Origin of the sequence: Chitinimonas arctica (assembly GCF_007431345.1) — a bacterium.
Classification (GTDB): Bacteria; Pseudomonadota; Gammaproteobacteria; order Burkholderiales; family Chitinimonadaceae; genus Chitinimonas; species Chitinimonas arctica.
This window is the reverse complement of record NZ_CP041730.1, coordinates 5,152,114-5,173,797: the sequence shown is the minus strand read 5'-3', so window position 1 is coordinate 5,173,797 and position 21,684 is coordinate 5,152,114. Positions and strand designations below refer to the sequence as shown.

15 protein-coding genes are annotated in these 21,684 nt (G+C 62.3%); 6 read left to right on the top strand and 9 right to left on the bottom strand.

The features are described 5' to 3' along the window. Nucleotides 1-128: 128 nt before the first annotated feature. On the top strand, nucleotides 129-1,016 hold the full coding sequence (locus FNU76_RS23435) for a GNAT family N-acetyltransferase (protein ID WP_179958267.1): 888 nt from the start codon (nucleotides 129-131) through the stop codon (nucleotides 1,014-1,016). Between the two features lie 136 nt (nucleotides 1,017-1,152). Beyond that, nucleotides 1,153-1,914, top strand: coding sequence for a hypothetical protein (locus FNU76_RS23430; protein ID WP_144280444.1), 762 nt, complete (start codon nucleotides 1,153-1,155; stop codon nucleotides 1,912-1,914). A 79-nt stretch (nucleotides 1,915-1,993) separates the two neighbouring features. Here FNU76_RS23430 and lpdA read toward each other — a convergent pair whose 3' ends face one another. The 9 genes from lpdA to zwf form a co-directional block, all read right to left on the bottom strand. Beyond that, nucleotides 1,994-3,757 carry a dihydrolipoyl dehydrogenase gene (lpdA, locus tag FNU76_RS23425; protein WP_144280443.1) on the bottom strand — a complete coding sequence of 588 codons (1,764 nt, stop codon included), beginning with the start codon at nucleotides 3,755-3,757 and terminating at the stop codon, nucleotides 1,994-1,996. A 9-nt stretch (nucleotides 3,758-3,766) separates the two neighbouring features. Next, nucleotides 3,767-5,422 carry a dihydrolipoyllysine-residue acetyltransferase gene (gene aceF / locus FNU76_RS23420; protein WP_144280442.1) on the bottom strand — a complete coding sequence of 552 codons (1,656 nt, stop codon included), beginning with the start codon at nucleotides 5,420-5,422 and terminating at the stop codon, nucleotides 3,767-3,769. An 81-nt stretch (nucleotides 5,423-5,503) separates the two neighbouring features. After that, nucleotides 5,504-8,158, bottom strand: coding sequence for a pyruvate dehydrogenase (acetyl-transferring), homodimeric type (gene aceE / locus FNU76_RS23415; RefSeq protein ID WP_144280441.1), 2,655 nt, complete (start codon nucleotides 8,156-8,158; stop codon nucleotides 5,504-5,506). 273 nt (nucleotides 8,159-8,431) lie between these two features. Beyond that, nucleotides 8,432-9,292: a hypothetical protein gene (locus FNU76_RS23410; protein WP_144280440.1), complete on the bottom strand. Its 861-nt coding sequence runs from the start codon at nucleotides 9,290-9,292 to the stop codon at nucleotides 8,432-8,434. A gap of 107 nt (nucleotides 9,293-9,399) precedes the next feature. After that, entirely contained in the window at nucleotides 9,400-11,043 is a 1,644-nt protein-coding gene (gene pgi, locus FNU76_RS23405) for a glucose-6-phosphate isomerase (RefSeq protein WP_144280439.1), read from the bottom strand. A gap of 61 nt (nucleotides 11,044-11,104) precedes the next feature. Next, nucleotides 11,105-11,953 (bottom strand): transcriptional regulator HexR, encoded by an 849-nt coding sequence (gene hexR / locus FNU76_RS23400; protein ID WP_144280438.1) that lies wholly within the window; start codon nucleotides 11,951-11,953, stop codon nucleotides 11,105-11,107. A gap of 53 nt (nucleotides 11,954-12,006) precedes the next feature. Next, nucleotides 12,007-13,002: a glucokinase gene (locus FNU76_RS23395; protein WP_144280437.1), complete on the bottom strand. Its 996-nt coding sequence runs from the start codon at nucleotides 13,000-13,002 to the stop codon at nucleotides 12,007-12,009. Nucleotides 13,003-13,006: 4 nt separating this feature from the next. Beyond that, nucleotides 13,007-13,705 carry a 6-phosphogluconolactonase gene (pgl, locus tag FNU76_RS23390; protein WP_179958266.1) on the bottom strand — a complete coding sequence of 233 codons (699 nt, stop codon included), beginning with the start codon at nucleotides 13,703-13,705 and terminating at the stop codon, nucleotides 13,007-13,009. Between the two features lie 105 nt (nucleotides 13,706-13,810). Further along, on the bottom strand, nucleotides 13,811-15,268 hold the full coding sequence (zwf, locus tag FNU76_RS23385) for a glucose-6-phosphate dehydrogenase (RefSeq protein ID WP_144280435.1): 1,458 nt from the start codon (nucleotides 15,266-15,268) through the stop codon (nucleotides 13,811-13,813). Nucleotides 15,269-15,668: 400 nt separating this feature from the next. On the opposite strand from zwf, the gene edd reads away from it, so the two are divergent. From edd to FNU76_RS23365, 4 genes are all read left to right on the top strand, one after another. Beyond that, complete coding sequence (edd, locus tag FNU76_RS23380; RefSeq protein ID WP_144280434.1) at nucleotides 15,669-17,495, top strand: phosphogluconate dehydratase; 1,827 nt, start codon at nucleotides 15,669-15,671, stop codon at nucleotides 17,493-17,495. Between the two features lie 186 nt (nucleotides 17,496-17,681). Continuing rightward, nucleotides 17,682-18,305 carry a bifunctional 4-hydroxy-2-oxoglutarate aldolase/2-dehydro-3-deoxy-phosphogluconate aldolase gene (gene eda, locus FNU76_RS23375; RefSeq protein ID WP_144280433.1) on the top strand — a complete coding sequence of 208 codons (624 nt, stop codon included), beginning with the start codon at nucleotides 17,682-17,684 and terminating at the stop codon, nucleotides 18,303-18,305. Nucleotides 18,306-18,561: 256 nt separating this feature from the next. Continuing rightward, nucleotides 18,562-19,845, top strand: a complete 1,284-nt coding sequence (locus FNU76_RS23370) for a maltoporin (protein WP_144280432.1) — start codon at nucleotides 18,562-18,564, stop codon at nucleotides 19,843-19,845. 140 nt (nucleotides 19,846-19,985) lie between these two features. Beyond that, the gene (locus tag FNU76_RS23365) at nucleotides 19,986-21,650 is read left to right on the top strand and encodes an alpha-glucosidase (RefSeq protein WP_144280431.1); all 1,665 of its coding nucleotides are present in this window, start codon (nucleotides 19,986-19,988) and stop codon (nucleotides 21,648-21,650) included. Nucleotides 21,651-21,684 lie beyond the last annotated feature (34 nt).

The window sequence follows — 21,684 nt, the reverse complement described above, 5'->3', positions numbered from 1 at the left end:
AAATAACAGGCCCTTGGAAATTTCAGCGCGGATAGGTGATTTTTCGAAAAAAACTGATGATAAGCAGAATCATAAGTCAGGAGAGTTCATTAGCTTGACTGAATCTTAATATGACTTATGGAATAAATATGATGCAGAGAATGATAGCAACGAATCCGTATGCGCTTATGGCAAGCGGTTCAAATCATAGTGAGGTGCTTGTAAATAGAAGCGAAGAAGTTTCAAATGCCAGCGTGATCGATGTGGATAGAAATCTTAAGCCCTACACCAACTCCCTAGTGACTGCCAATTTGTTCTTGCGGCCTATATTCCCTTCCGATTACCGAGGCTTGCTCCCGATTTTTACCAATCCTGAAGCCGTAAAGTATTTCATGAGCGGCCGGGTAATGACGGTAGAGGAATTACAACAAAAGACCAGTCACCGGGCCATGGTCAGCGCGGATGTGCATCGGCCCGGCCGTCGTGTGACGGATTTGCACAGTTGGGCGATGATCACACATGATGGCATGGTGGGATATTGCATGGTGGAAGCACGTCTGCTCGATGATCCTGCTTTGCTTGAAAGCGTGAAGGGGATATTCAACAATCGCGCAGCGCTTGATTTGCTTGATAAGCCGGAGAATGCGGCGCTGAAGAAAAATGCGGCGAAAATAAGGAAAAAAAACGGCGCGGCGCCAAAGGAAGTGCCTGGAGTGGAGCTGGATTGGCCGATGCAACTACAATTGCGGTACGCCGATTACATGGAGCTATCCTATGCCATTTCCCCGGCGAGTAGCGGTCGCGGCCTTACCACCGAGGCATGCAAGGCGGTCATTAACCATGTAGGCGGGAAATATTATGCTACGGTGCACCCGCTGAACATACCTTCTCAGCGTGTCCTCGAAAAATCTGGGCTGGATAAGGTCCAGGATAATATCGTGGTGGATAGGTACGTATCATCTTGCCAGCAGGGCCAATCAAGGCGCCATTTTTATATTCTTGATACAGGCAGGAAGAATGAGTATGCCAATCTGTAAGGGGGTGTAGGTAAGACAAAGCTCAATGGCGATACCCAGGGAGCAGTCAGTATCTTTAAGATAGGATTCGAAAAATCCGAAAGCACGCCAGTTGTAGAGATCGTTAAGATTATGTCTTTACTTTCGGCGTTGCCCCATGAAAAACCTGAAAACCGAACTCCCCTTATCAGCTGTCGCCCTTTGTTTTGGCACCTGCCTTTTCCTTTCGGGCGGTAGCGCCCATGCTACGAGCGATACCGAGCTACCGCCCGCAGGCAATAATAGCCTGCGTAACACTTGCTTATATATATCGCGCGATGGCGACCAGCGCACCATGCGCTACTCCCTTGATGACCAAAAACAGTCCGATCAATTGTGGACGTGGGATAACGCAAAGCTGCCCGACCCACGGACCAGGGTTCGTACGATTAAAAACATGCCCGCATCGGCTGATAATATCAGCCACAGGCGATATTTTAGAAGCTATGAGAACTACCCCTATATCAACCTCTCGGATGAAATTTTAAAAGGCGAAGAAAAGGTGGAGGAGTCAACTTACACCTCCACCTATATCGAACGCTATCCATTTACCATCGGCGAAACATTGGAAACGTCGACCATGGTCGATCGCAAGCGCGGCCCTGGGTCCAATCCGGAGATAAGCAGCACTAAACTCATTGCCAAGGAAACCTACCTGGGAAACGAGACGCTCGTTCTGCCCGGCAATTTCACAACGCCCGCCTGCAAGTTTGAATCAAATCAGGAGATTCAATCCAGGAGCGGCGCCACGCTTGTAGTAAGTAAGTCAAACAGTTGGTATGCGCCGGAAATCGGCCTGGTTAAAAGCACCTTCGACGTTCGTACTTTTGATGGCCAAACCAGGCAGGGTAAGCTGGAGTATCTACGCGGCGGCCGCTAAGCGTTCGAAGACGGGCTGCCCAAAATCCAGGTGAGCGCCCACAGCCGCCATCCCGGCGTAAACCGGGACGGCGCTTTCCTTAGCGTTTCTTCTGCGGCGGCAAATCGGTGCAACTACCCTCGAACACTTCGGCGGCCAGGCCGATGGATTCGCCCAGGGTAGGGTGGGCGTGGATGGTCTTGCCGATATCGGTCGGGTCGCAGCCCATCTCGATGGCCAGGCAGATTTCGCCCAACATATCGCCGGCGTGGGTGCCGACAATGGCGCCGCCGATCAGCCGGTGGGTGTCGGCATCGAAGATCAGCTTGGTAAAGCCTTCATCGCGCCCATTGGCAATGGCGCGGCCGGAGGCAGCCCAAGGGAAGACCGATTTTTCGATCTTGATGCCGTTCTTCCTGGCTTCATCCTCGGTGACGCCAACCCAGGCCACTTCCGGATCGGTGTAAGCCACGCCGGGGATGACCCGCGCATCGAAGTAGGCCTTGTGGCCGGCCGCTACTTCGGCGGCGACATGGCCTTCGTGCACGGCCTTGTGGGCCAGCATGGGCTGGCCGACCAGGTCGCCGATGGCGAAGATATGCGGCACATTGGTGCGCATCTGCTTGTCCACCGCGATAAAGCCACGCTCGCTTACCTGCACGCCGGCATTTTCCGCGCCGATCAGATTACCGTTCGGCGCCCGTCCGGCAGCGACCAGGACCAGATCGTAGCGCTGCGGCTCGGCCGGCGCCTGCGCGCCTTCGAATCGGACATAGATGCCGTCCGGCTTTGCCTCGACCGCCACGGTGCGGGTATTGAGCATGATATTGTCGAAGCGGGGGGCATTCATCTTCTGCCAGACCCGGACCAGGTCGCGGTCGGCGCCCTGCATCAGCCCATCCATCATTTCGACCACGTCCAGGCGGGCGCCCAGGGTGGAATAGACCGTGCCCATTTCCAGGCCGATGATGCCGCCGCCGATCACCAGCATCCGTTCCGGCACGTCGCGTAGTTCCAGTGCACCGGTGCTGTCGACAATGCGCGGGTCTTCAGGGATGAAAGGCAGTTTCACCACCCGTGAGCCGGCCGCGATGATGGCTTGCTTGAACTTGATGACCTGCTTTTCGCCGGTCTTGTCCTGGCCATTGCCCTGGGTCAGCTCGACTTCCACATGGTGGGGGTCGATAAAGCGTCCCAGACCGCGCACGGTGGCCACTTTGCGGGCTTTGGCCATGCCGCTCAGACCCGTGGTCAGCTTGCCGATGACCTTGTCCTTGTAGCCGCGCAGGGCGGCCAGGTCGATTTCCGGTTCGGGATACTTGATGCCATTGGCTGCCAGGTGCCGGACTTCGTCGATCACTGCAGCGTTGTGCAGCAAGGCCTTGGAGGGAATACACCCCACGTTGAGGCAGACGCCGCCCAGGGTGGCGTAGCGTTCGACCAGCACCACCTTGAGACCCAGGTCGGCGGCGCGGAAGGCCGCGGAATAACCGCCGGGACCGGCGCCCAGGACCAGCAGATCATATTCCGCATCGGCGCTGCCGACGTGCTGCGCCGCCGGGGTAGGCGAGGGCGCGGCAACAGGGGCGGGCGTCGGCGCTGCTGCGGCTCCCTCTGCCGTAGCCTCTGCCGTCTCCAGCCGTGCGATCACGGTACCCTGCGAGATCTTGTCGCCAACCTTGACCAGCACTTCCCGCACCACACCGGCGCTGCTGGCCGGCACTTCCATGGTGGCCTTGTCGGTCTCCAGGCTAAGCAGGGCGTCTTCCTTGGCTACGGTGTCGCCCGGCTTGATAAACACTTCGATGACATCGACGTCCTTGTAGTCGCCGATATCGGGTACTTTCAGATCCTGCATGCTCATGGCGGCTCCTTACAGCATCAGCCGGCGGATGTCGCCGAGCACTTGGGAAAGATAACTGGTGAAGCGCGCGGCCGAAGCACCGTCGATAACGCGGTGGTCATACGAAAGCGACAGCGGCAGCATCAGCCGTGGCGCGAACTCGCTGCCGTTCCAGACCGGCTTGATGGACGACTTGGAGACGCCCAGGATAGCCACTTCCGGCGCATTGACGATGGGGGTGAAGGCAGTACCGCCGACGCCACCCAGCGAGGAGATCGAGAAGCAGCCACCCTGCATTTCAGCCGGCAGCAGCTTACCGTCCCTGGCCTTGGCGGCCAGTGCACCGGTCTCGCTGGCCAGTTCCAGCAAGGACTTGCGGTCGGCGTCGCGAATGACCGGCACGACCAGGCCATTCGGCGTATCGGCGGCGAAGCCGATATGGAAGTACTGCTTCAGCACCAGGTTTTCGCCATCCAGCGAGGCATTGAAGTCGGGGAATTTCTTCAAGGCGGCCACCACGGCCTTGATGATGAAGGCCAGCGGGGTGATCTTCAGATCCTGCTTTTTCAGCTCGTCGCCCATCTGCTTGCGGAAGGCTTCCATCTCGGTGATATCGGCCTCGTCGAACTGGGTGACATGCGGAATCATCACCCAGTTGCGATGCAGATTGGCGCCGGACAGCTTCTTGATACGGCTAAGCGGCTTGCTTTCCACCGGACCGAACTTGGCGAAATCGACCTTGGGCCATGGCAGCAGATCGAGGCCGGCACCGCCGCCCTGGCCGGCGGGGGCACTGGCCACGGCTTGGGTGGCGCCACTCAGCACGCCCTTCACATAAGCCTGGATATCGCTTTGCACGACCCGGCCCTTGGGACCGCTGCCCTTGATACGGGCCAGATCGGCACCGAGTTCACGGGCGAACTTGCGGACCGAGGGACTGGCATGGGCGGTCTGGAAGCCTGATTCATCGACGGCAGCGGCAACCGCGGCTGCCGGAGCGGGCGCCACGGCCGACGGTGCGGCGGCAGGGACAGGTGCTGGCGCGGCAGGAGCAGGCTGAGGGGCCGGTGCCGGGGTGGGCGCGGCCGAAGCGGCGCCGCTTGCCAGCAAGGTCAGCACCAAACTGCCTTCCGACACCTTATCGCCGACCTTGAGCGCCACGCTTTGCACCACGCCGGCTTGCGGGGCCGGGATTTCCATGGTGGCCTTGTCGGTTTCCAGCGTCAGCAGGGAATCGTCCTTGCCGACCTGGTCGCCGACCTTGACCAGGACTTCGATGACATCGACCGATTGGTAATCGCCGATATCCGGTACCTTGACCTCGATACTGACGGGCGCGGCGGATCCGGCCGATTGCGGTGCGGGTGCGGGCGCCGACACGGGCGCCGGGGCCGGCGCAGCGACAGGCGCGGGCGCGGCAGGGCTGGCCACGGCGGTTCCGGCTGCATCGGTGTCCAGCACGATCAGGACGCTGCCTTCCGAGACCTTGTCGCCGATCTTGATCCGTACTTCGGTGACCACCCCGCCGGTATTGGCCGGTACTTCCATGGTGGCCTTGTCGGTTTCCAGGCTGATCAGCGAATCGTCTTTCTGGATGACATCGCCTACCTTGACGAAAACCTCGATGACATCGACGCCCTTGTAGTCGCCGATATCGGGCACTTTCAGTTCTATCTGCTTGCTCATACGTCGCATCCTATCCGTGTTTTTCTCGTCAGCGAGGGCGCGCCGGCGCGTATGTTCAGCGCCGTCGCGGACCCAAACCCCTTATACCGTCCAGGGGGCCGGCTTGGCGGCGTTTATGCCGTACTTGGCGATGGCTTCCGCCACCTTGGCGCGCGGCAGCTTGCCGTCATCGGCCAAGGCCTTCAGCGCGGCGATCACCACGTAATGCCGGTTCACTTCGAAGAACTCGCGCAGTTGCTCGCGGGTATCCGAGCGGCCGAAACCGTCGGTGCCCAGCACCACGTAGCGGCGAGGCACGAAAGCCCGGATCTGCTCCGCGAACAGGCGCATATAGTCGGTGGCCACCACTACCGGACCTTCGCTGTCCTGCAGGCATTGGGTCACATAGGCTTGTTGGGGCTCGGCGGTCGGGTTGAGCATATTGTGGCGTTCCACCGCTACGCCGTCGCGGGCCAGCTCGGTAAAGCTCGGGCAGCTCCACAGATCGGCCTGTACGCCCCAATCCTCGCTCAGCAGCGTGGCGGCGGCGATCACTTCGTTGAAGATGGTGCCCGAGCCCATCAGCTGCACGCGCAAGTCACCGGCAGCGCCGGCCTTGAGCCGGTACATGCCCTTGACGATGCCTTCTTCCACACCGGCCGGCATGGCAGGGTGGTTGTAGTTCTCGTTCATCAGGGTAAGGTAGTAGTACACATCTTCCTGGTCGGCATACATGCGGCGCATGCCGTCCTGCACGATGACCGCCACTTCGAAGCCGAAGGTCGGGTCGTAGGAAATGCAGTTCGGGATGGTGGCCGAGATCAGGTGGGAGTGGCCGTCCTCGTGTTGCAAGCCTTCGCCGTTGAGGGTGGTCCGGCCGGCGGTGCCGCCCAGCAGGAAGCCGCGCGTGCGCATATCGCCGGCTGCCCAGGCCAGATCGCCGACCCGCTGGAAGCCGAACATCGAGTAATAGATATAGAACGGGATCATCGGCACGCCGTGGGTGCTGTAGGCGGTACCGGCGGCGATCCAGTCGCACATGGCGCCGGCTTCGTTGATGCCTTCCTGCAGAATCTGGCCTTCCTTGGATTCCTTGTAGAACATCAGCTGGTCGGCATCCTGCGGCACATACTTCTGGCCGTCCTGGTTCCAGATGCCGACTTGGCGGAACAGGCCTTCCATGCCGAAGGTGCGCGACTCGTCCGGCACGATGGGGACGATATGGCGACCGATCTGCTTGTCCTTCAGCAATTGCGTCAGCATGCGGACAAAGGCCATGGTGGTGGAGTATTCGCGGCCTTCGCCCGAACCCTTCAGCAGGGCGTCGAAAGCGCTCAGCGGCGGGATTTCCAGCGCATAGGCCTTGCTGCGGCGCTGCGGCAGGTAGCCGCCCAGGGCCTGGCGATGGCCGCGCATATAGGCCAACTCGGGCGAGCCTTCTTCGAATTTGACGAAGGGCACGGCTTCCAGTTGGTCGTCCGGCACCGGAATGCCGAAACGGTCGCGGAACTGCTTGATCGAGTCGATATCGAGCTTTTTCTGCTGGTGGGTGATATTCATCGCCTCGCCGGCCGAGCCCATGCCATAGCCCTTGACCGTCTTGGCCAGGATGACCGTGGGCTTGCCCTGCGATTCGCTGGCGGCCTTGAAGGCCGCGTAGATCTTGGCCGGATCGTGGCCGCCGCGATTCAGGTCCCAGATATCCTTGTCCGACCAGTCCTGCACCATCGCCTTCAGTTCAGGCGTATTGAAGAAGTGCTCGCGCACATAGGCGCCGTCGCGGGCCTTCATCACCTGGTACTCGCCGTCCAGCACTTCCATCATGCGCTTGGCCAGCAGGCCCTTCTTGTCGCGGGCGAACAGGGCATCCCACTTGGTGCCCCAGACCAGCTTGATCACATTCCAGCCCGAACCGCGGAACTCGCCTTCCAGTTCCTGGATGATCTTGCCGTTGCCGCGCACCGGGCCGTCCAGGCGTTGCAGATTGCAGTTGATGACGAACACCAGGTTGTCCAGCCGCTCGCGCCCGGCCATGCCGATGGCGCCCAGCGATTCCGGCTCGTCCATTTCACCGTCGCCGCAGAAGGCCCAGACCTTGCGGCCTTCGGTCTTGGCAAAGCCGCGATCCTGCAGGTACTTCATGAAACGGGCTTGGTAGATCGCCATCAGCGGGCCCAGGCCCATCGATACGGTGGGGAACTGCCAGAAATCCGGCATCAGCCACGGGTGCGGGTAGCTGGACAGGCCCTTGCCGCCTACTTCCTGGCGGAAACTGTTCAGCTGCTCCTCGGTGAGCCGGCCCAGCAGATAGGCACGCGAATAGATGCCGGTCGCCACATGGCCCTGCACGAAGATCAGGTCGCCGCCGTGCTGCTCGCTCGGGGCATGCCAGAAATGGTTGAAACCGACGTCGTACAGGGTAGCGGCGGAGGCGAACGAGGCGATATGGCCGCCCACATTGGTGTGCTTGTTGGCACGCACCACCATGGCCATCGCGTTCCAGCGGGTATAGGCGCGGATCTTGTGCTCGATGGTGGTGTCGCCGGGGAACGGCGGCTCGGCTTCGACCGGGATGGTGTTGATATATTGCGTGCTGGCGCTATAGGGAATATTGGCGCCTTTTTCGGACGCTTCCTCGATCAGCTTCTCGATCAGATAGTGCGCGCGCACCGGTCCTTCGGTTTCGATCACGCCATCGAGCGCATCCAGCCACTCGCGTGTTTCCTGCGGATCGAGATCGTCGAATTGCTCAGCCATCTTGGGTACCTTGTGGGTTTGTCGTTATATGAATGCGGGACAGCACGCAGCCGTGCCGCGGGGTGGCGGCAGCGGGGCGTTTGGAGATAGGTCGGCGCGCACGGCCGGGTGGCGGCCGTGCGGCAAGAAACCGGGCCGATGCGGGATCGGCGTAGTGAGGGGCTTGCGCTGCCAATGTTGTCTCTGCTGCTTGGGTGGAGCGAGTGTTGTGGGCCTTTCCGGCCTCTGTTATTGCCGCGTTCAACGGCAGGGACGCTGTAGGCGCCCCTCGTCCTACAGTTCCTTCAGGATCGCGGCGCGCTTCTGCTCGTATTCGGCCGCATTGATCAGCCCGGTATCCTTGAGACGCTTGAGCAGCAATAACCGTTCCTCGATCTTGCTGATCGGGGCGGCCACCGCTGGGCTGGTGGGTGCCGGGGCCGCCGCACTGGCAGGTGGCCGAGGCGCCGGCGCGGCCGCGGGCGGCACGCCAGGCGTTGCGGCCGGCTGGAAGGTGGTGGGCGCCGCCGCTGGCGCAAAGGTGGTCACGGGCTTGCTGGCCAGTGCCGCCGAGATATCCATGCTGAGCCAATCGGGCCGGTTGTTCACCCGTTCGACGCCGTTGCCCGCCAGCAGTTCGCAGCCCGCGCCATTGACCGGCTTGATGCGGCTGCCATGGTTAAGGGCACGGCCGCCGGCATAGCTGCGCTGGTAGCTGATATCGAACGGCTCGGCGCACATACCCATCAACAGGTGCAAGCGGCCGTTTTCCACGAAGAAACGGCCGGCATTGAGCGAGCGGGGCACAAAGAACATATTGCCGGGGCGGTAGGAGGTGCCGAACAGCACATCGTCGCCCTTGGTGGCTTTGGCGAACAGCGGTACCAGCCAGTTGGCCAGGCGCTTGCCTTCGTCTTCGCTGAAGTAGGGGGCCGGCTCTTTCTCGGCTTCCTTCTTGTAGAAGCGGGTCAACAGGGACTGTAGTTGCTCCACGCTGAAAGTAACGGGGTGCTGGTTGGCGGCATTGACCGCATCGAGCCGCACATAGTCGTCGGTCTCCGACCACGGCTTGCTGGAATCGTATGCCATCGCCGAAACCGTCATCAGCAAGCCGATGCCAAGCTGGCCCAAACGCGACGAAAGAGCGTGCTGCATGCCTATCTCCATTGTGTTATCCCTGGGGCAAGTTCGCCTTTATAGCGTAAAGCCCCGTCACGCGCATCGTGGCTGGCCCTGATGGCCGCCATGATGCGGTACCAACATTACGTTCCCAATGCGCTACGCACGTGGGCGATCAACCGGCTGGTGGACGCGTCATGCCGGCCTGCGGGCGCCGTGCCGCGCAATTCGGCTTCGATGGCGCGGGCCAGCTGCTTACCCAGTTCCACCCCCCATTGATCGTAGGAGTTCACCCCCCAGACCACGCCCTGGACAAACACCTTATGCTCGTACATCGCCACCAGGCCGCCAAGGGTATGCGGATCCAGCCCATCGAGCAGCAGGGTATTGGTGGGGCGGTTACCGGCGAAGACCTTGTGCGGCAACAGGGCGGCAATGGCCGCCTCGTCCAGGCCCTGGGCGCTCAGCTCGGCGCGCACGGTGGCGGCGTCCTTGCCGCACATCAACGCTTCGGTCTGGGCCAGGAAATTGGCCAGCAGGATGGTTTGGTGCTCGGCGCTGCTGCGCGGATTGGACAAGGCGGCGATAAAGTCGACCGGGATCAGTTGGCTGCCCTGATGCAGCAACTGGTAGTAGGCGTGCTGGGCATTGATGCCGGGCTCGCCCCAGATAATCGGTCCGGTCTGGTAATCGACCGCATCGCCGTCCAGGCGCACGGTCTTGCCGTTGGATTCCATGTCCAGCTGCTGCAGATAGGCAGGCAGCCGATGCAGCGGCTGGTTGTAGGGCGAGATCAAGTGGCTGGCGGCGCCCATGCCGTTGACGTAGTACACGCCCAGCATGGCCAGTATCACCGGCATATTGCCATGCAGCGGCGCCGTGGCGAAATGCCGGTCCATGGCATGCGCGCCATCCAGCAGGGCACGGAAATGGATGTCGCCGATGGCCAGCAGGATGGGCAGGCCGATGGCCGACCAGAGCGAATAGCGGCCGCCGACCCAGTTCCAGAAGCCGAACATATTGGCCGGATCGATGCCGAACTGGCAGACCGCCTCGGTATTGGTGGAAACGGCGACGAAATGCCGCGCCACCGCATCCTCGCCACCGGCAGCTACCAGCCAGGCGCGCGCGGCGCGGGCGTTGGTCAGGGTTTCCTGGGTGGTGAAGGTCTTGGAGGCGACGATAAACAGCGTGGTGGCGGGGTTCAGGCCGGCCAGCACATTGGCCAATTGCCAACCGTCCACGGTCGAGACGAAATGCAGGCGCAGATGCTGTGCGGTGTAGTCCTTCAAGGCTTCGCAAACCATGAAGGGGCCGAGATCCGAGCCGCCGATGCCGATATTGACGATATCGGTGATGGCATGGCCATCGAAGCCGCGCCACTCGCCGTTGCGAACCGACTGGGCAAAGCCGGACAGCCGGTCCAGCACCGCGTGGACGGCCGGAACGACGTTCTCGCCGGCATGTTCCACCACCGCTTCGCGCGGTGCGCGCAAGGCGGTATGCAATACCGCCCTATCCTCGGTGGCGTTGATGCGTTGGCCGCTGAACATGGCGGCGCGCTGTTCTTCCACGCCGGTGGCGCGGGCCAGTTCGAACAGGGCGGCCAAGGCGGCATCGTCGATGCGGTTCTTGGAGTAATCGAGCAGCATGCCGCAGGCGCTCAGGCTGTAGCGCGCGGCACGCTCCGGGTCGTGCTGGAAGGCCTGGCGCATATCGACATCGGCGAGCCGGTCGGCGGCGGTCAGCATGTCCTGCCAGGCGGGGAGGGCGGTGAGAGCGGTCATCGGGTTGGGTTGTCGCTTAACGGTTGATTCGTCATGACGGAAAAAGCACCCTGCGGCGCGATCAGCGGTCCTCGTAGCCGCGCACGCGGCGTTCCTTGAGGTTGCGCTTGATCTTTTCCAGCTGGTCTATCAGTTCCGGGCCGCGGCGCAGGGCCACGCCCACGGCCAAGATGTCGATGATAACCAGATGGACGATGCGGGTGATCATCGGCGAGTACAAGTCCGGGTCTTCCGGGGTGTCGGCGTACAGGGTGACATTGCAACGCTTGGCCAGGGGCGAATTGGAATGGGTAATGCCGATCACCTGGGCGCCGGCCTCGCGCGCCAGTTCGACCGAGCGGATCAGGTCTATGGTACGGCCGGAGTTGGAAATCGCCACCACCGCATCGCCCGCGCGCAGCAGCGAGGCCGACATGCCGTGTATATGCGGGTCGGAATAGGAAATGCAAGGTACGCCCAGGCGGAAGAACTTGTGCTGCGCGTCCTGCGCGATGATGCCGCTATTGCCCAGGCCATAGAACTCGATCCGGTTTGCCTTGGCCAAAATATCGACGGCCTGCTCGATGGCATCCGGATTCAGCTCGTTGCGGGTGCGCATCAGGCTGGAAACCGTATTGTCGAACAGCTTGGCCGCCAGGTCGTGGGCGGTGTCGCTCATCTCCACCGCGCTGTGGACGTAGGGCACGCCCGATACCAGGCTGCGGGTCAGGCGCAGTTTGAAATCCTGCAGGCCGGTGCAACCGACCGAGCGGCAAAAGCGGATGACCGTAGGCTGCGACACGCTGGCCATCTCGGCGATTTGCGCGATGGGCGCATGGGCGACGAAGTTCGGCTGGGCCAACACCAGTTCGGCCACCTTGCGCTCGGACTTGGACAGCTCATTCAGCAGCGATTTGATCTTTTCCAGCATGGTTGTTTTTCTCGTTACCCCGTTTGTCTCGTTACCAAGCTTTGCGGGGGGTGTCAGCCACCCCGGCGGGCGGCCAGGGCATCCAGCGCGGCGGCAGTGCCGCGCAGGGCCGGGTTGTTGGCGACGATCACATAGCTCGGTACCGCCGCCAGGTAATTGGAAAAGCGCCCCTTCTGTTCGAAGCGCTTGCGAAACGCCGAAGTGGCGAAGTAGCCACCCAGCTTGGGCACGATGCCGCCGCCGATATAGAGGCCGCCGCGTGCGCCCAGCGTCACGGCCAGGTTGGCTGCCGCCGTGCCCAGCATGCCGCAGAAGGTATCGATCACTTCGCGGCAGAGCGGGCAGCTGCCGTCCACGCCTTGCGCGCTGATTTCAGCGGCGCTGAGTGGCGCGGGGGGCTGGCCGTTCAACTCGCCCAGCGCGCGGTAAAGATTGACCAGGCCGGGGCCGGACAGCAGCCGCTCGGCCGAGACATGGCCGAACTCGCGCCGCAGGATACGCAGAATTTCGTCTTCCTTGTCATTAAACGGTGAGAAGGATACATGGCCGCCTTCGCCTTGCAGCGGAATCCAGCGGCCTGCTTCGCCCGGTTGGTGGGCCGGCACCAGGCCGGAAACACCCAGGCCGGTACCCGCGCCCAGCAGGGCGATGGGCTGGTGCGGATCGGGCTCGCCGCCGCCGATCTTGACCAATTCGGCCTGGTCCAGTAGCGGCAGGCTCAGCGCCAGCGCGGTGAAATCGTTGATGATGCTCAGTTCGGCCAATTGCAGCTGGGCCTTCAGCGCTGCCTGCGAAAATGCCCAGTGGTTGTTGGTCATGCGGATCAGGTCATCGGCCACCGCGGTGGCGATGCCGATGGCGGCCCAGCGCGGCGCGACCTTGAGCGGATCGAGGTAGGCGCGGGCCGCGTCGAACAGGCCGGGATAATCGGCGCAGACCAGGTTGCGTTCGTCGCTGATGCCGGCGCCGGCATGGTGAATCAGGGCAAAACGGACATTGGTGCCGCCGACATCGGCCAGCAGGCGAGGATAGGTGGTAGAAAGGGGCATGCGCTCACTCGGCCCAATAAACGTGGCGGATACCGTTGGCGGCATCCAGCACCCGTTTGATGGGCAATTTCTCGGTTGGGTTGGCCATGGCGGCCTCGAACTGGGTTTTTTTCCTGGCGCCGGTCAGATGAACCAGCAGATTGCGGGCGCGGGCGATGGCGGCCAAGGTCAGGCTGATACGGGGGTAGGGCGCGCTGGTCGGATTGACCGCGGTTAGCAGTTGGCTGCTTTCCGGCGCGCACGCGTCTTCCAGTTCGGCGGCGCAGGGGAACAGGCTGGCGGTGTGGCCGTCCTCGCCCATGCCCAGGATCAGCACATCGAAGGGCTGCGGGATGGCGCGCAGACGCGCTTCCACTTCGGCCAGCCCGGCTTCCGGGGTGGCGGCATCGTTGTGGAGGCTGACGTAATGGGCTGCTTCCAGCTGGTATTTCAACAGATGGACGCGGGCCAGCCGCTCATTGCTGTCCGGGTGGTCCACCGGCAGCCAGCGGTCGTCCACCAGCGTGATCCATACTTTGCTCCAGTCCATGCGCATCTGGCGCAATTGCTGGAACATGCCAATGGGGGTCTTGCCGCCCGAGACGGCCAGGCTGGCGGCGCCGCGCGCCGAGATGGCGTCTTCCAGTGCGGCGGCCACTTCGCGTGCCAGGGAAATATCGAGATCGACGCGGGAGTCGTACTCGCGGAGGGTTAAGTCGGCCATAGTGCCTCTGATCATCCTGCTCGGGAAGCCTGCAAAGCGGGATGTGTACGGTATGTAGGTAATGATAATGTCGGGCCACGGCCCGACATTATAGTTAGTTCTGTTTCAACCTTCTTCGTGCCAGCAAAACCCGTCGCGAGAGAGCAGGGCGGAGCTGGCGGCGGGGCCCCAACTACCGGCCGTATACTGCTTCGGGGCGTCGTCGCTTTGCTCCCAGCTGTCCAGGATGGGTTCGACCCAGCGCCAGGCTTCGTCCAGCTCGTCCCGCCGCATGAACAGGGTCAGGCGGCCACGGATCACATCGGTCAGCAGGCGCTCGTAGGCGTCCGGCCGGCGACTCTTGAAAGTCTCGTCGAAATCCAGGTCCAGATGCACTTGTTTCAGCTTCATCTGGTCGCCCGGCTGCTTGGCCAGCAAGTACATCTTGACGCTTTCCTCCGGCTGCAGCTGGATCACCAGGCGGTTGCCGGTGGTATTGGCCGGCGACTGGAAGATCGAGTGCGGCACTTGCTGGAAGTTGATCACGATCTCGGCAAGCCGTTCCTGCATCCGCTTGCCGGTGCGCAGGTAAAAAGGCACGCCGGCCCAGCGCCAGGTGTCGATCTCGGCCTTGATGGCGACGAAGGTCTCGGTCTTGCTGTCGCCGGCAATGCCCGGCTCGTCCAGGTAGCCCACGGCCGGCTTGCCGGCACTGGCGCCCGCCTTATATTGGCCGCGCACGCTCTTTTGCGCCACTTCCTGCGGACCGAATCGGCGCAGCGCGCGCAGGATCTTCAGTTTTTCGTCGCGGACCGCGTCCGGATCGACGCTGGCCGGCGGTTCCATGGCGATAAAGCAGAGCAACTGCAATAGGTGGTTCTGCACCATATCGCGCAGGGCGCCGGCCTTGTCGTAGAAATCGCCGCGGCCTTCCACGCCTACCTGTTCGGTCACGGTGATCTGCACGTCGCGTACCCATTCGCGCCGCCACAGGGGCTCGAAAAAAGTATTGCCGAAGCGCAGCGCCAATAGGTTCTGCACCGCTTCCTTGCCCAGGTAGTGGTCGATCCGATAGATCTGGCTTTCCTTGAAGTGCTTGCCGACCTGGGCATTGATGGCTTGCGAGGAGGCCAGGTCGTGCCCTAGCGGTTTCTCCAGCACGACCCGGGCGCCACCCTTGTTCAATCCCACCGCCGCGAGGTTTTCGCAGATGCCGGCAAACAGATTGGGCGCGGTGGCCAGGTAGAACACCCGTATATGCTCGGGGAATTCATTGAGCTTGTCGGCCAGGGCGCCGTAGGCGGCCTTTTCGCCGGCATCCAGCTTCAGGTAGATCAGCCTGCCGGTGAAGCTGGCCCAATCGGTGTCATTGAAATAGTCGCCCAGGTATTGGCGGGCGGCTTTTTCGGCGGCCTGCAGATACGCGGCTTGGTCCGGCTGGCTGCGGCCCAGGCAGAGGATGCGTCCTTGCTCTGGCAGGTGCTTATCCTGGTGTTGGTGATACAGCGCCGGTAGCAGCTTGCGCATGACCAGGTCGCCGGTACCGCCGAACAGCACCATGTCGAAGGGTTGAATGGAACTCATCCCTTATTTCCTTAATTGGGGGTTGATCAGCCGAGATTAGCCAGGCCAAAAAGGGCGGCCAGGAATTTTTTTTGAAACAATACTACTTTTACGATGGTGCCGCAATGTAGTTTTGTTAGCGTGATTAAGGCTTTAATCAGGTGCTGCATTGCAACATTCTGGTGCGCACAGGCAAATTCAGTCAGTCGTTTGATTGAATTCGGCACCAAGCCGGTGCAGCATAATCACAACACTGCCGGGCATATGACGTAAGAATTTAATTGCCGGCTTGCCATTTTATTGCAGTAAAACTACCATCCGCAACAATTTAGGCGCGCTGTAATACAGCGGAAAATGGCGTGCCTTGTAATTCAAATCCATCGCAGCAGCAGTGCCCTCTTTGTGGGGTGTAGGGGGAAATATGAGTCTGCATCCACGTTTGATCGAAGTGACCGAGCGGATTCGCCGCAACAGTCGGCCCGGTCGCGATGCCTATCTCGCGCGGGTAGCCGCGTGGTCGGCCAAGGAGCCGGTCCGCAAGGGCTTGTCCTGTACCAATCTGGCCCATGCCTTTGCCGCTTCGCCGGCCGGCGACAAGATTCTACTGCGCGAGCAGCGCCAGCCCAACCTGGCCATCGTGTCCTCCTACAACGATATGTTGTCGGCGCACCAGCCCCTGGAATACTACCCGGCCATGATCAAGGCGGCCGCCCGCCAGGTCGGCGCCACCGCCCAGTTCGCCGGCGGTGTGCCGGCGATGTGCGACGGCGTGACGCAAGGGCAGGCCGGCATGGAGCTGAGCCTGTTTTCGCGCGATGTCATCGCCATGAGTACTGCCGTAGCACTCAGCCACCAGATGTTCGACGGCGTGCTGTGCCTGGGCGTATGCGACAAGATCGTGCCCGGCCTGTTGATCGGCGCGCTGCAATTCGGCCACCTGCCGACCATTTTCGTGCCGGCCGGTCCCATGACTTCGGGCATGGAAAACAAGGAAAAGGCCCGCATCCGCCAGCTTTACGCAGAAGGCAAGATCGACCGGCAGGGCCTGCTGGATGCGGAAGAGCAGTCCTACCACGGTGCCGGCACCTGTACCTTCTACGGCACCGCCAACTCCAACCAGATGCTGATGGAGATCATGGGCCTGCACCTGCCCGGCAGTGCCTTCGTCAATCCTGGCACGCCGCTGCGCGAAGCCTTGGTGGCGGCGGCGGCCCAGCGGGCGGCGGCCATCACCGCGCTGGGCACGGAGGCGATTGCCTTGGCGCACGTCATCGATGAGCGGGCCATCGTCAATGGCCTGGTCGGGCTGATGGCCACCGGCGGGTCCACCAACCATGCCATCCATATGGTCGCCATCGCCAAGGCTGCCGGCATCACCATCGATTGGACCGATTTCGACGATCTGTCCGCCGTGGTGCCGCTACTGGCCAAGATCTATCCAAACGGCGGCGCCGACGTCAACCACTTCCACGCCGCCGGCGGCATGGGCTGCCTGATCGGCCAATTGCTGGACGCCGGCTTGCTGCACGAGGATGTGCATACCGTGATGGGCCAGGGCTTGCGCCGCTATGCCAGCGAGCCATGGCTGGACGACGGCAAGCTGGCCTGGCGCGCCTCGCCCACCGTAAGCCATGACAGCGCGGTGCTCGGCTCCATGGCGGCGCCGTTCCAGCCCGATGGCGGTATGCGCCTCTTGCAGGGCAACCTGGGCCGGGCGGTGATCAAGGTGTCGGCGGTGCAAGCCGCCCATCGCATCGTCGAAGCACCCGCCGTGGTATTCGATTCGCAGGATGCCTTGCTGGAGGCGTTCAAGCGCGGCGAACTGGAAAAAGACCTGGTCGCCGTCGTGCGCTTCCAGGGACCGCGTGCCAACGGCATGCCGGAACTGCACAAGCTCACGCCTTCGCTGGGTGTGTTGCAGGATCGAGGCTTCAAGGTCGCGCTGCTGACCGATGGCCGCATGTCGGGCGCCTCCGGCAAGGTGCCGGCCGCCATCCATATCACCCCCGAGTGCCTGGCCGGCGGGCCGCTGGCCAAGGTCCGCGACGGTGACATCATTCGCCTCGACGCCGAAACCGGCGTGTTGCAGGCCTTGGTGGCGGATGAGGAGTGGGCCCGGCGCGAGCTGGCCAGCGCCGATCTGTCCGCCAACGAACATGGTTATGGCCGCGAGCTTTTCGCGGTATTCAGGCAAGCCGCCACTGGCGCCGAGCAGGGCGCGATGAGTTTTATGGAACCTCGGTACTAATTCACAGCTGTCTCGACCGGTCTCCGCGCCCTGTCGCGTGGAAATAGGCGGAGACGGCGGCAAGAATATGTCTATGTCATTGAATGTTAATGTCGCCTGGGGTTTGGCCGGGCAGTGGAACGGCCGGCCAGTCGGCTTCAACCCTTTTTCAGGACTTTCTAATCTAGAGGGTCCAGGAGTCGCAGAATGAAAATCCGTGACATCATGCGCGCCTCGCCGGTCATGCCGGTCATCGTCATCGACCGCCTGGAAGATGCCGTGCCCTTGGCGCAGGCCTTGCTGGACGGCGGTATCCGGGTACTGGAAGTGACGCTGCGGACGCCGGTCGCGCTCGCCGCCATCAAAGCCATCAGCGCCGCGCTGCCCGAGGCCATCGTCGGTATCGGTACCGTCACGCGGCCGGAGCAGTTCGCCCAGGCCAAGGCGGCCGGCGCGGTATTCGCGGTTACCCCCGGCCTGACCGAGGAACTGGCACTGGCTGCCAAGCAGGCCGATATCGCCTTGCTGCCGGGGGTGATGACGCCTTCCGAGGTGATGGCCGCCCAGGCATGGGGCTTCGATGCCATGAAGCTGTTCCCGGCCGAACAGGCCGGCGGCATCGGCATGCTGCGCGCCCTGTCCGGCCCGTTTGCCGATGTGCTGTTCTGCCCGACCGGCGGTGTCACGGTCGAATCCGCGCCCAAATACCTCGCCTTGCCCAATGTGGCTTGCGTGGGCGGCTCCTGGCTATTGCCCAAGGATAGGATCGCGGCGGGCGACTGGCCCGCCATCGCGCGCCTGGCGCGCGCGGCGGCGGCATTGGCCGGCTAGTCCATCGGGCATTTCTCGCCTCGCGGCGGGACATGCCCCGGTTTTCAAAGCCACTTCCACTTAGAGAAGTGCTTATTTTCACCCGGTGACGGTGCACGTGGACCGAAATCGGGTTAGGCGTAGTGAGGCGGCCCATCTCTCCGTAGGGTACGCCGATCACGCCCCCCCGGCTTGTACGGGGGCCATGGTGTGTGCCACCAGGCCGGTCGCGGCGACAGCGGCTGGTTTATCCAACCAAACGGAGAGGAGTGATCCGATGAATCGCAAGACCAAGTTGTTCGCCGCCTTGTTCGCGGCTTTTACGGCGCAAGCTGCCATGGCTGCCGCCGTTGATTACCATGGCTACATCCGTAGCGGTTCGGGCGCTGCGTCCGAAGGTGGCCGCGAAGTCTGTTTCGGCCTGGCCGGCGCACCGGCTTTCGGCGGCAAGGTAGCCAGTGCCGGCCGTCTGGGCAATGAATGCGAGACCTATGGCGAACTGTCGTTCGACGCCAAGATGGGCGAGAGCGATGGCATGAATTTCGGTTTCCACCAAATGTTGGCCTTCTCCACCGCCCAGAAGGGTGACTGGGAAGAAGCCACCCCGGCCTGGCGCCAAGTGTGGGTGGAAGCCGGCAATATCGGCACCGGCGCGCTGTCCAAGGCCAGCCTGTGGGCCGGTAAGCGCTTCTACAAGCGTCACGACGTGCATATCGCCGACTTCTTCTGGTCGGCCAACACCGGCCCTGGCGCGGGTATCGAGAATGTCGACCTGGGCTTCGGCAAATTCTCCTATGCGCTGATGCGCAATAACGGCGATGACGTCAAGGCCGTTACCAACCACGACTTCCGTATCGAAGGCATCGCCGCCAATCCTGGCGGTTCGCTGGAATTCGGCGTGAACCTGGTGGGCAAGAACGCCGCCAAGAACGCCGCCGGCCAGAAGGCCGACGGCAAGAACGGTTTCGGTTTCACCGTGGCGCATAGCCAGGACAACCCGTTCGACCTGGGTGGCTTCAACAGCGTGGTATTCCAGTATGCCAAGGATGCCGCCAACCTCGACCAGTCCGCCGGCTTCACCGGTGACAGCAAGAAGTCCTGGCGCGTGATCGAACACCTGGTGTTCGAACCCAAGGACAGCAACTGGAACGGCGCTGTCTTCCTCGGCTACGGCCAGGAGAAGTACAAGGATGCCAAGGCCGCCAAGACCTTCACCGCCATCGCCCGGCCGGTCTACCACTTCAGCCAGAACTACAGCCTGGCCCTGGAAGCCGGTACCACCAGCGTCAAGCCCTCGGCCGGCGATACCCAGCGCATCAGCAAGCTGACCATCGCTCCGCAGTTGTCGATGGGCAAGAGCTTCTGGGCCCGCCCGGTCTTGCGTGCCTACTACACCTATGCCAAGTGGAACGATGCGGCCCAGAAGTCGGCCCTGTCGCAGATGAGCGGCGCCACGCAGAAATACCCCGGCGGCGTAGCCGGTGGCCATGACAGCGCTGCGGCCTATGCCAACAAGACCAGCGGCTCGTCCTACGGCGTGCAGATGGAAGCCTGGTGGTAAGCCGTCACGGCTAGTCCCCCAAGCTGACGCCGGGTAGCCCTTGGGCTGCCCGGCTGCAAAGTCTTGAAAGAGCGAATTCGCTCGTCTCCGCCTGTCGCGGAGGCGGGCGGTTTTGTCGCGCACTCAATCCGGCGAATGGCATGACACAACAACACCCTCAGAACTGGTGGCGCGGCGGCGTGATCTACCAGATCTACCCGCGCAGCTTTGCCGATAGCAATGGCGACGGCGTGGGCGACCTGGCCGGCATCCGCGAAAAGCTGCCCTACGTGGCCAGCCTTGGCATCGACGCGATCTGGATATCGCCCATCTTCAAATCGCCGATGAAGGATTTCGGCTATGACGTATCGGACTATTGCGACGTCGATCCGCTGTTCGGCGATCTGGCCGGCTTCGATGCATTGGTCGCCAAGGCTCATGAGCTGGGCCTCAAGGTCGTCATCGACCAGGTCCTGAGCCATTGTTCGGACCAGCATGCCTGGTTCCGCGAGAGCCGGAGCAGCCGTGACAATCCCAAGGCGGACTGGTTTGTCTGGGCCGACCCGCAAGCGGACGGCACCCCGCCCAATAACTGGCTGTCGGTATTCGGCGGCTCGGCCTGGCAGTGGGAATCCCGCCGGCGCCAATACTTTCTGCACAATTTTCTCTCCAGCCAACCCGATCTGAACTTCCACAGCCCGGCCGTGCAGGCCGCCATGCTGGCGACGGTTCGCTTCTGGCTGGAGCGCGGCGTCGATGGCTTCCGCTTCGATGCCTGCAATTTCCATTTCCACGATGCCAAGTTGCGCCGCAACCCGCCGGCCCGTTCGCGCGACAGCAAGACCGTCAGCGCCGAGAACCCCTACGGTCTGCAAGCGCACAAATACGATAAATCGCAAGCCGAGAACATCGACTTCCTGCGGCAACTGCGCCAGCTGCTCGATCAATACGGCGCCGCTTCGGTAGGGGAGGTCGGCGACGACAACTCGCTCAAGCTGATGGCGCAATACACTTCGGGCGGCGACAAGCTGCATATGGCCTACAGCTTCAACCTGCTGACCGGCGATGGCTCGGCCGCCTATATCCGCCAGCAGGTCGAGGAGCTGGAGGCCCAGCTGAAAAAGACCGGCAAGCAGGACGGCGGTGCCGGCTGGGGCTGCTGGTCCATCGGCAACCACGATGTTGCCCGGGTGCTCAGCCGCTGGAACCAGGCCGGCAGCGTGCCGGCCGAGGATGCGCAAAGAGCCAAGCTGCTGCTGGCCATGTCCGCCAGCCTGCGCGGCAGCCTGTGCATCTACCAGGGCGAGGAACTGGCCCTGCGCGAGGCCGATATTCCCTTCGAACAGCTGCAAGACCCCTATGGCATCACGTTCTGGCCGGACTTCAAGGGCCGCGACGGCTGCCGTACACCCATGCCCTGGCAGGGCGAGTTGGCGCATGGCGGTTTTTCCAGCGCCAAACCCTGGCTGCCGGTACCGCAGGCGCACCTGGCGCGGGCAGTGGATAGCCAGGAAGGCGATGCGGACTCGACGCTCAATTTTTACCGCGGCTTTCTGGCTTGGCGCAAGCAGCAGGACGTGCTCAAGACCGGCGATATCGCCTTTATCGATTGCCCGGAGCCGCTGCTGCTGTTTACCCGCGAACTGAACGGGCAAACGGTGGTATGCGCGTTTAACCTGGGTGCTCGGCCCGTTTCGTTCACGCTGCCCAGGAAGCTACGGTCGGCGCGGCTGCTGACGGGCCATGGCCTGGGCGGCGGTAGCTTGGCGGATGGCGAGCTGGCGCTGGATGGCTTTGGCGGCTTGTTCGCCCGTATCGAGAATTGACCAGGCTCCCTCGGGAGGCTGGAACCCAACAAGG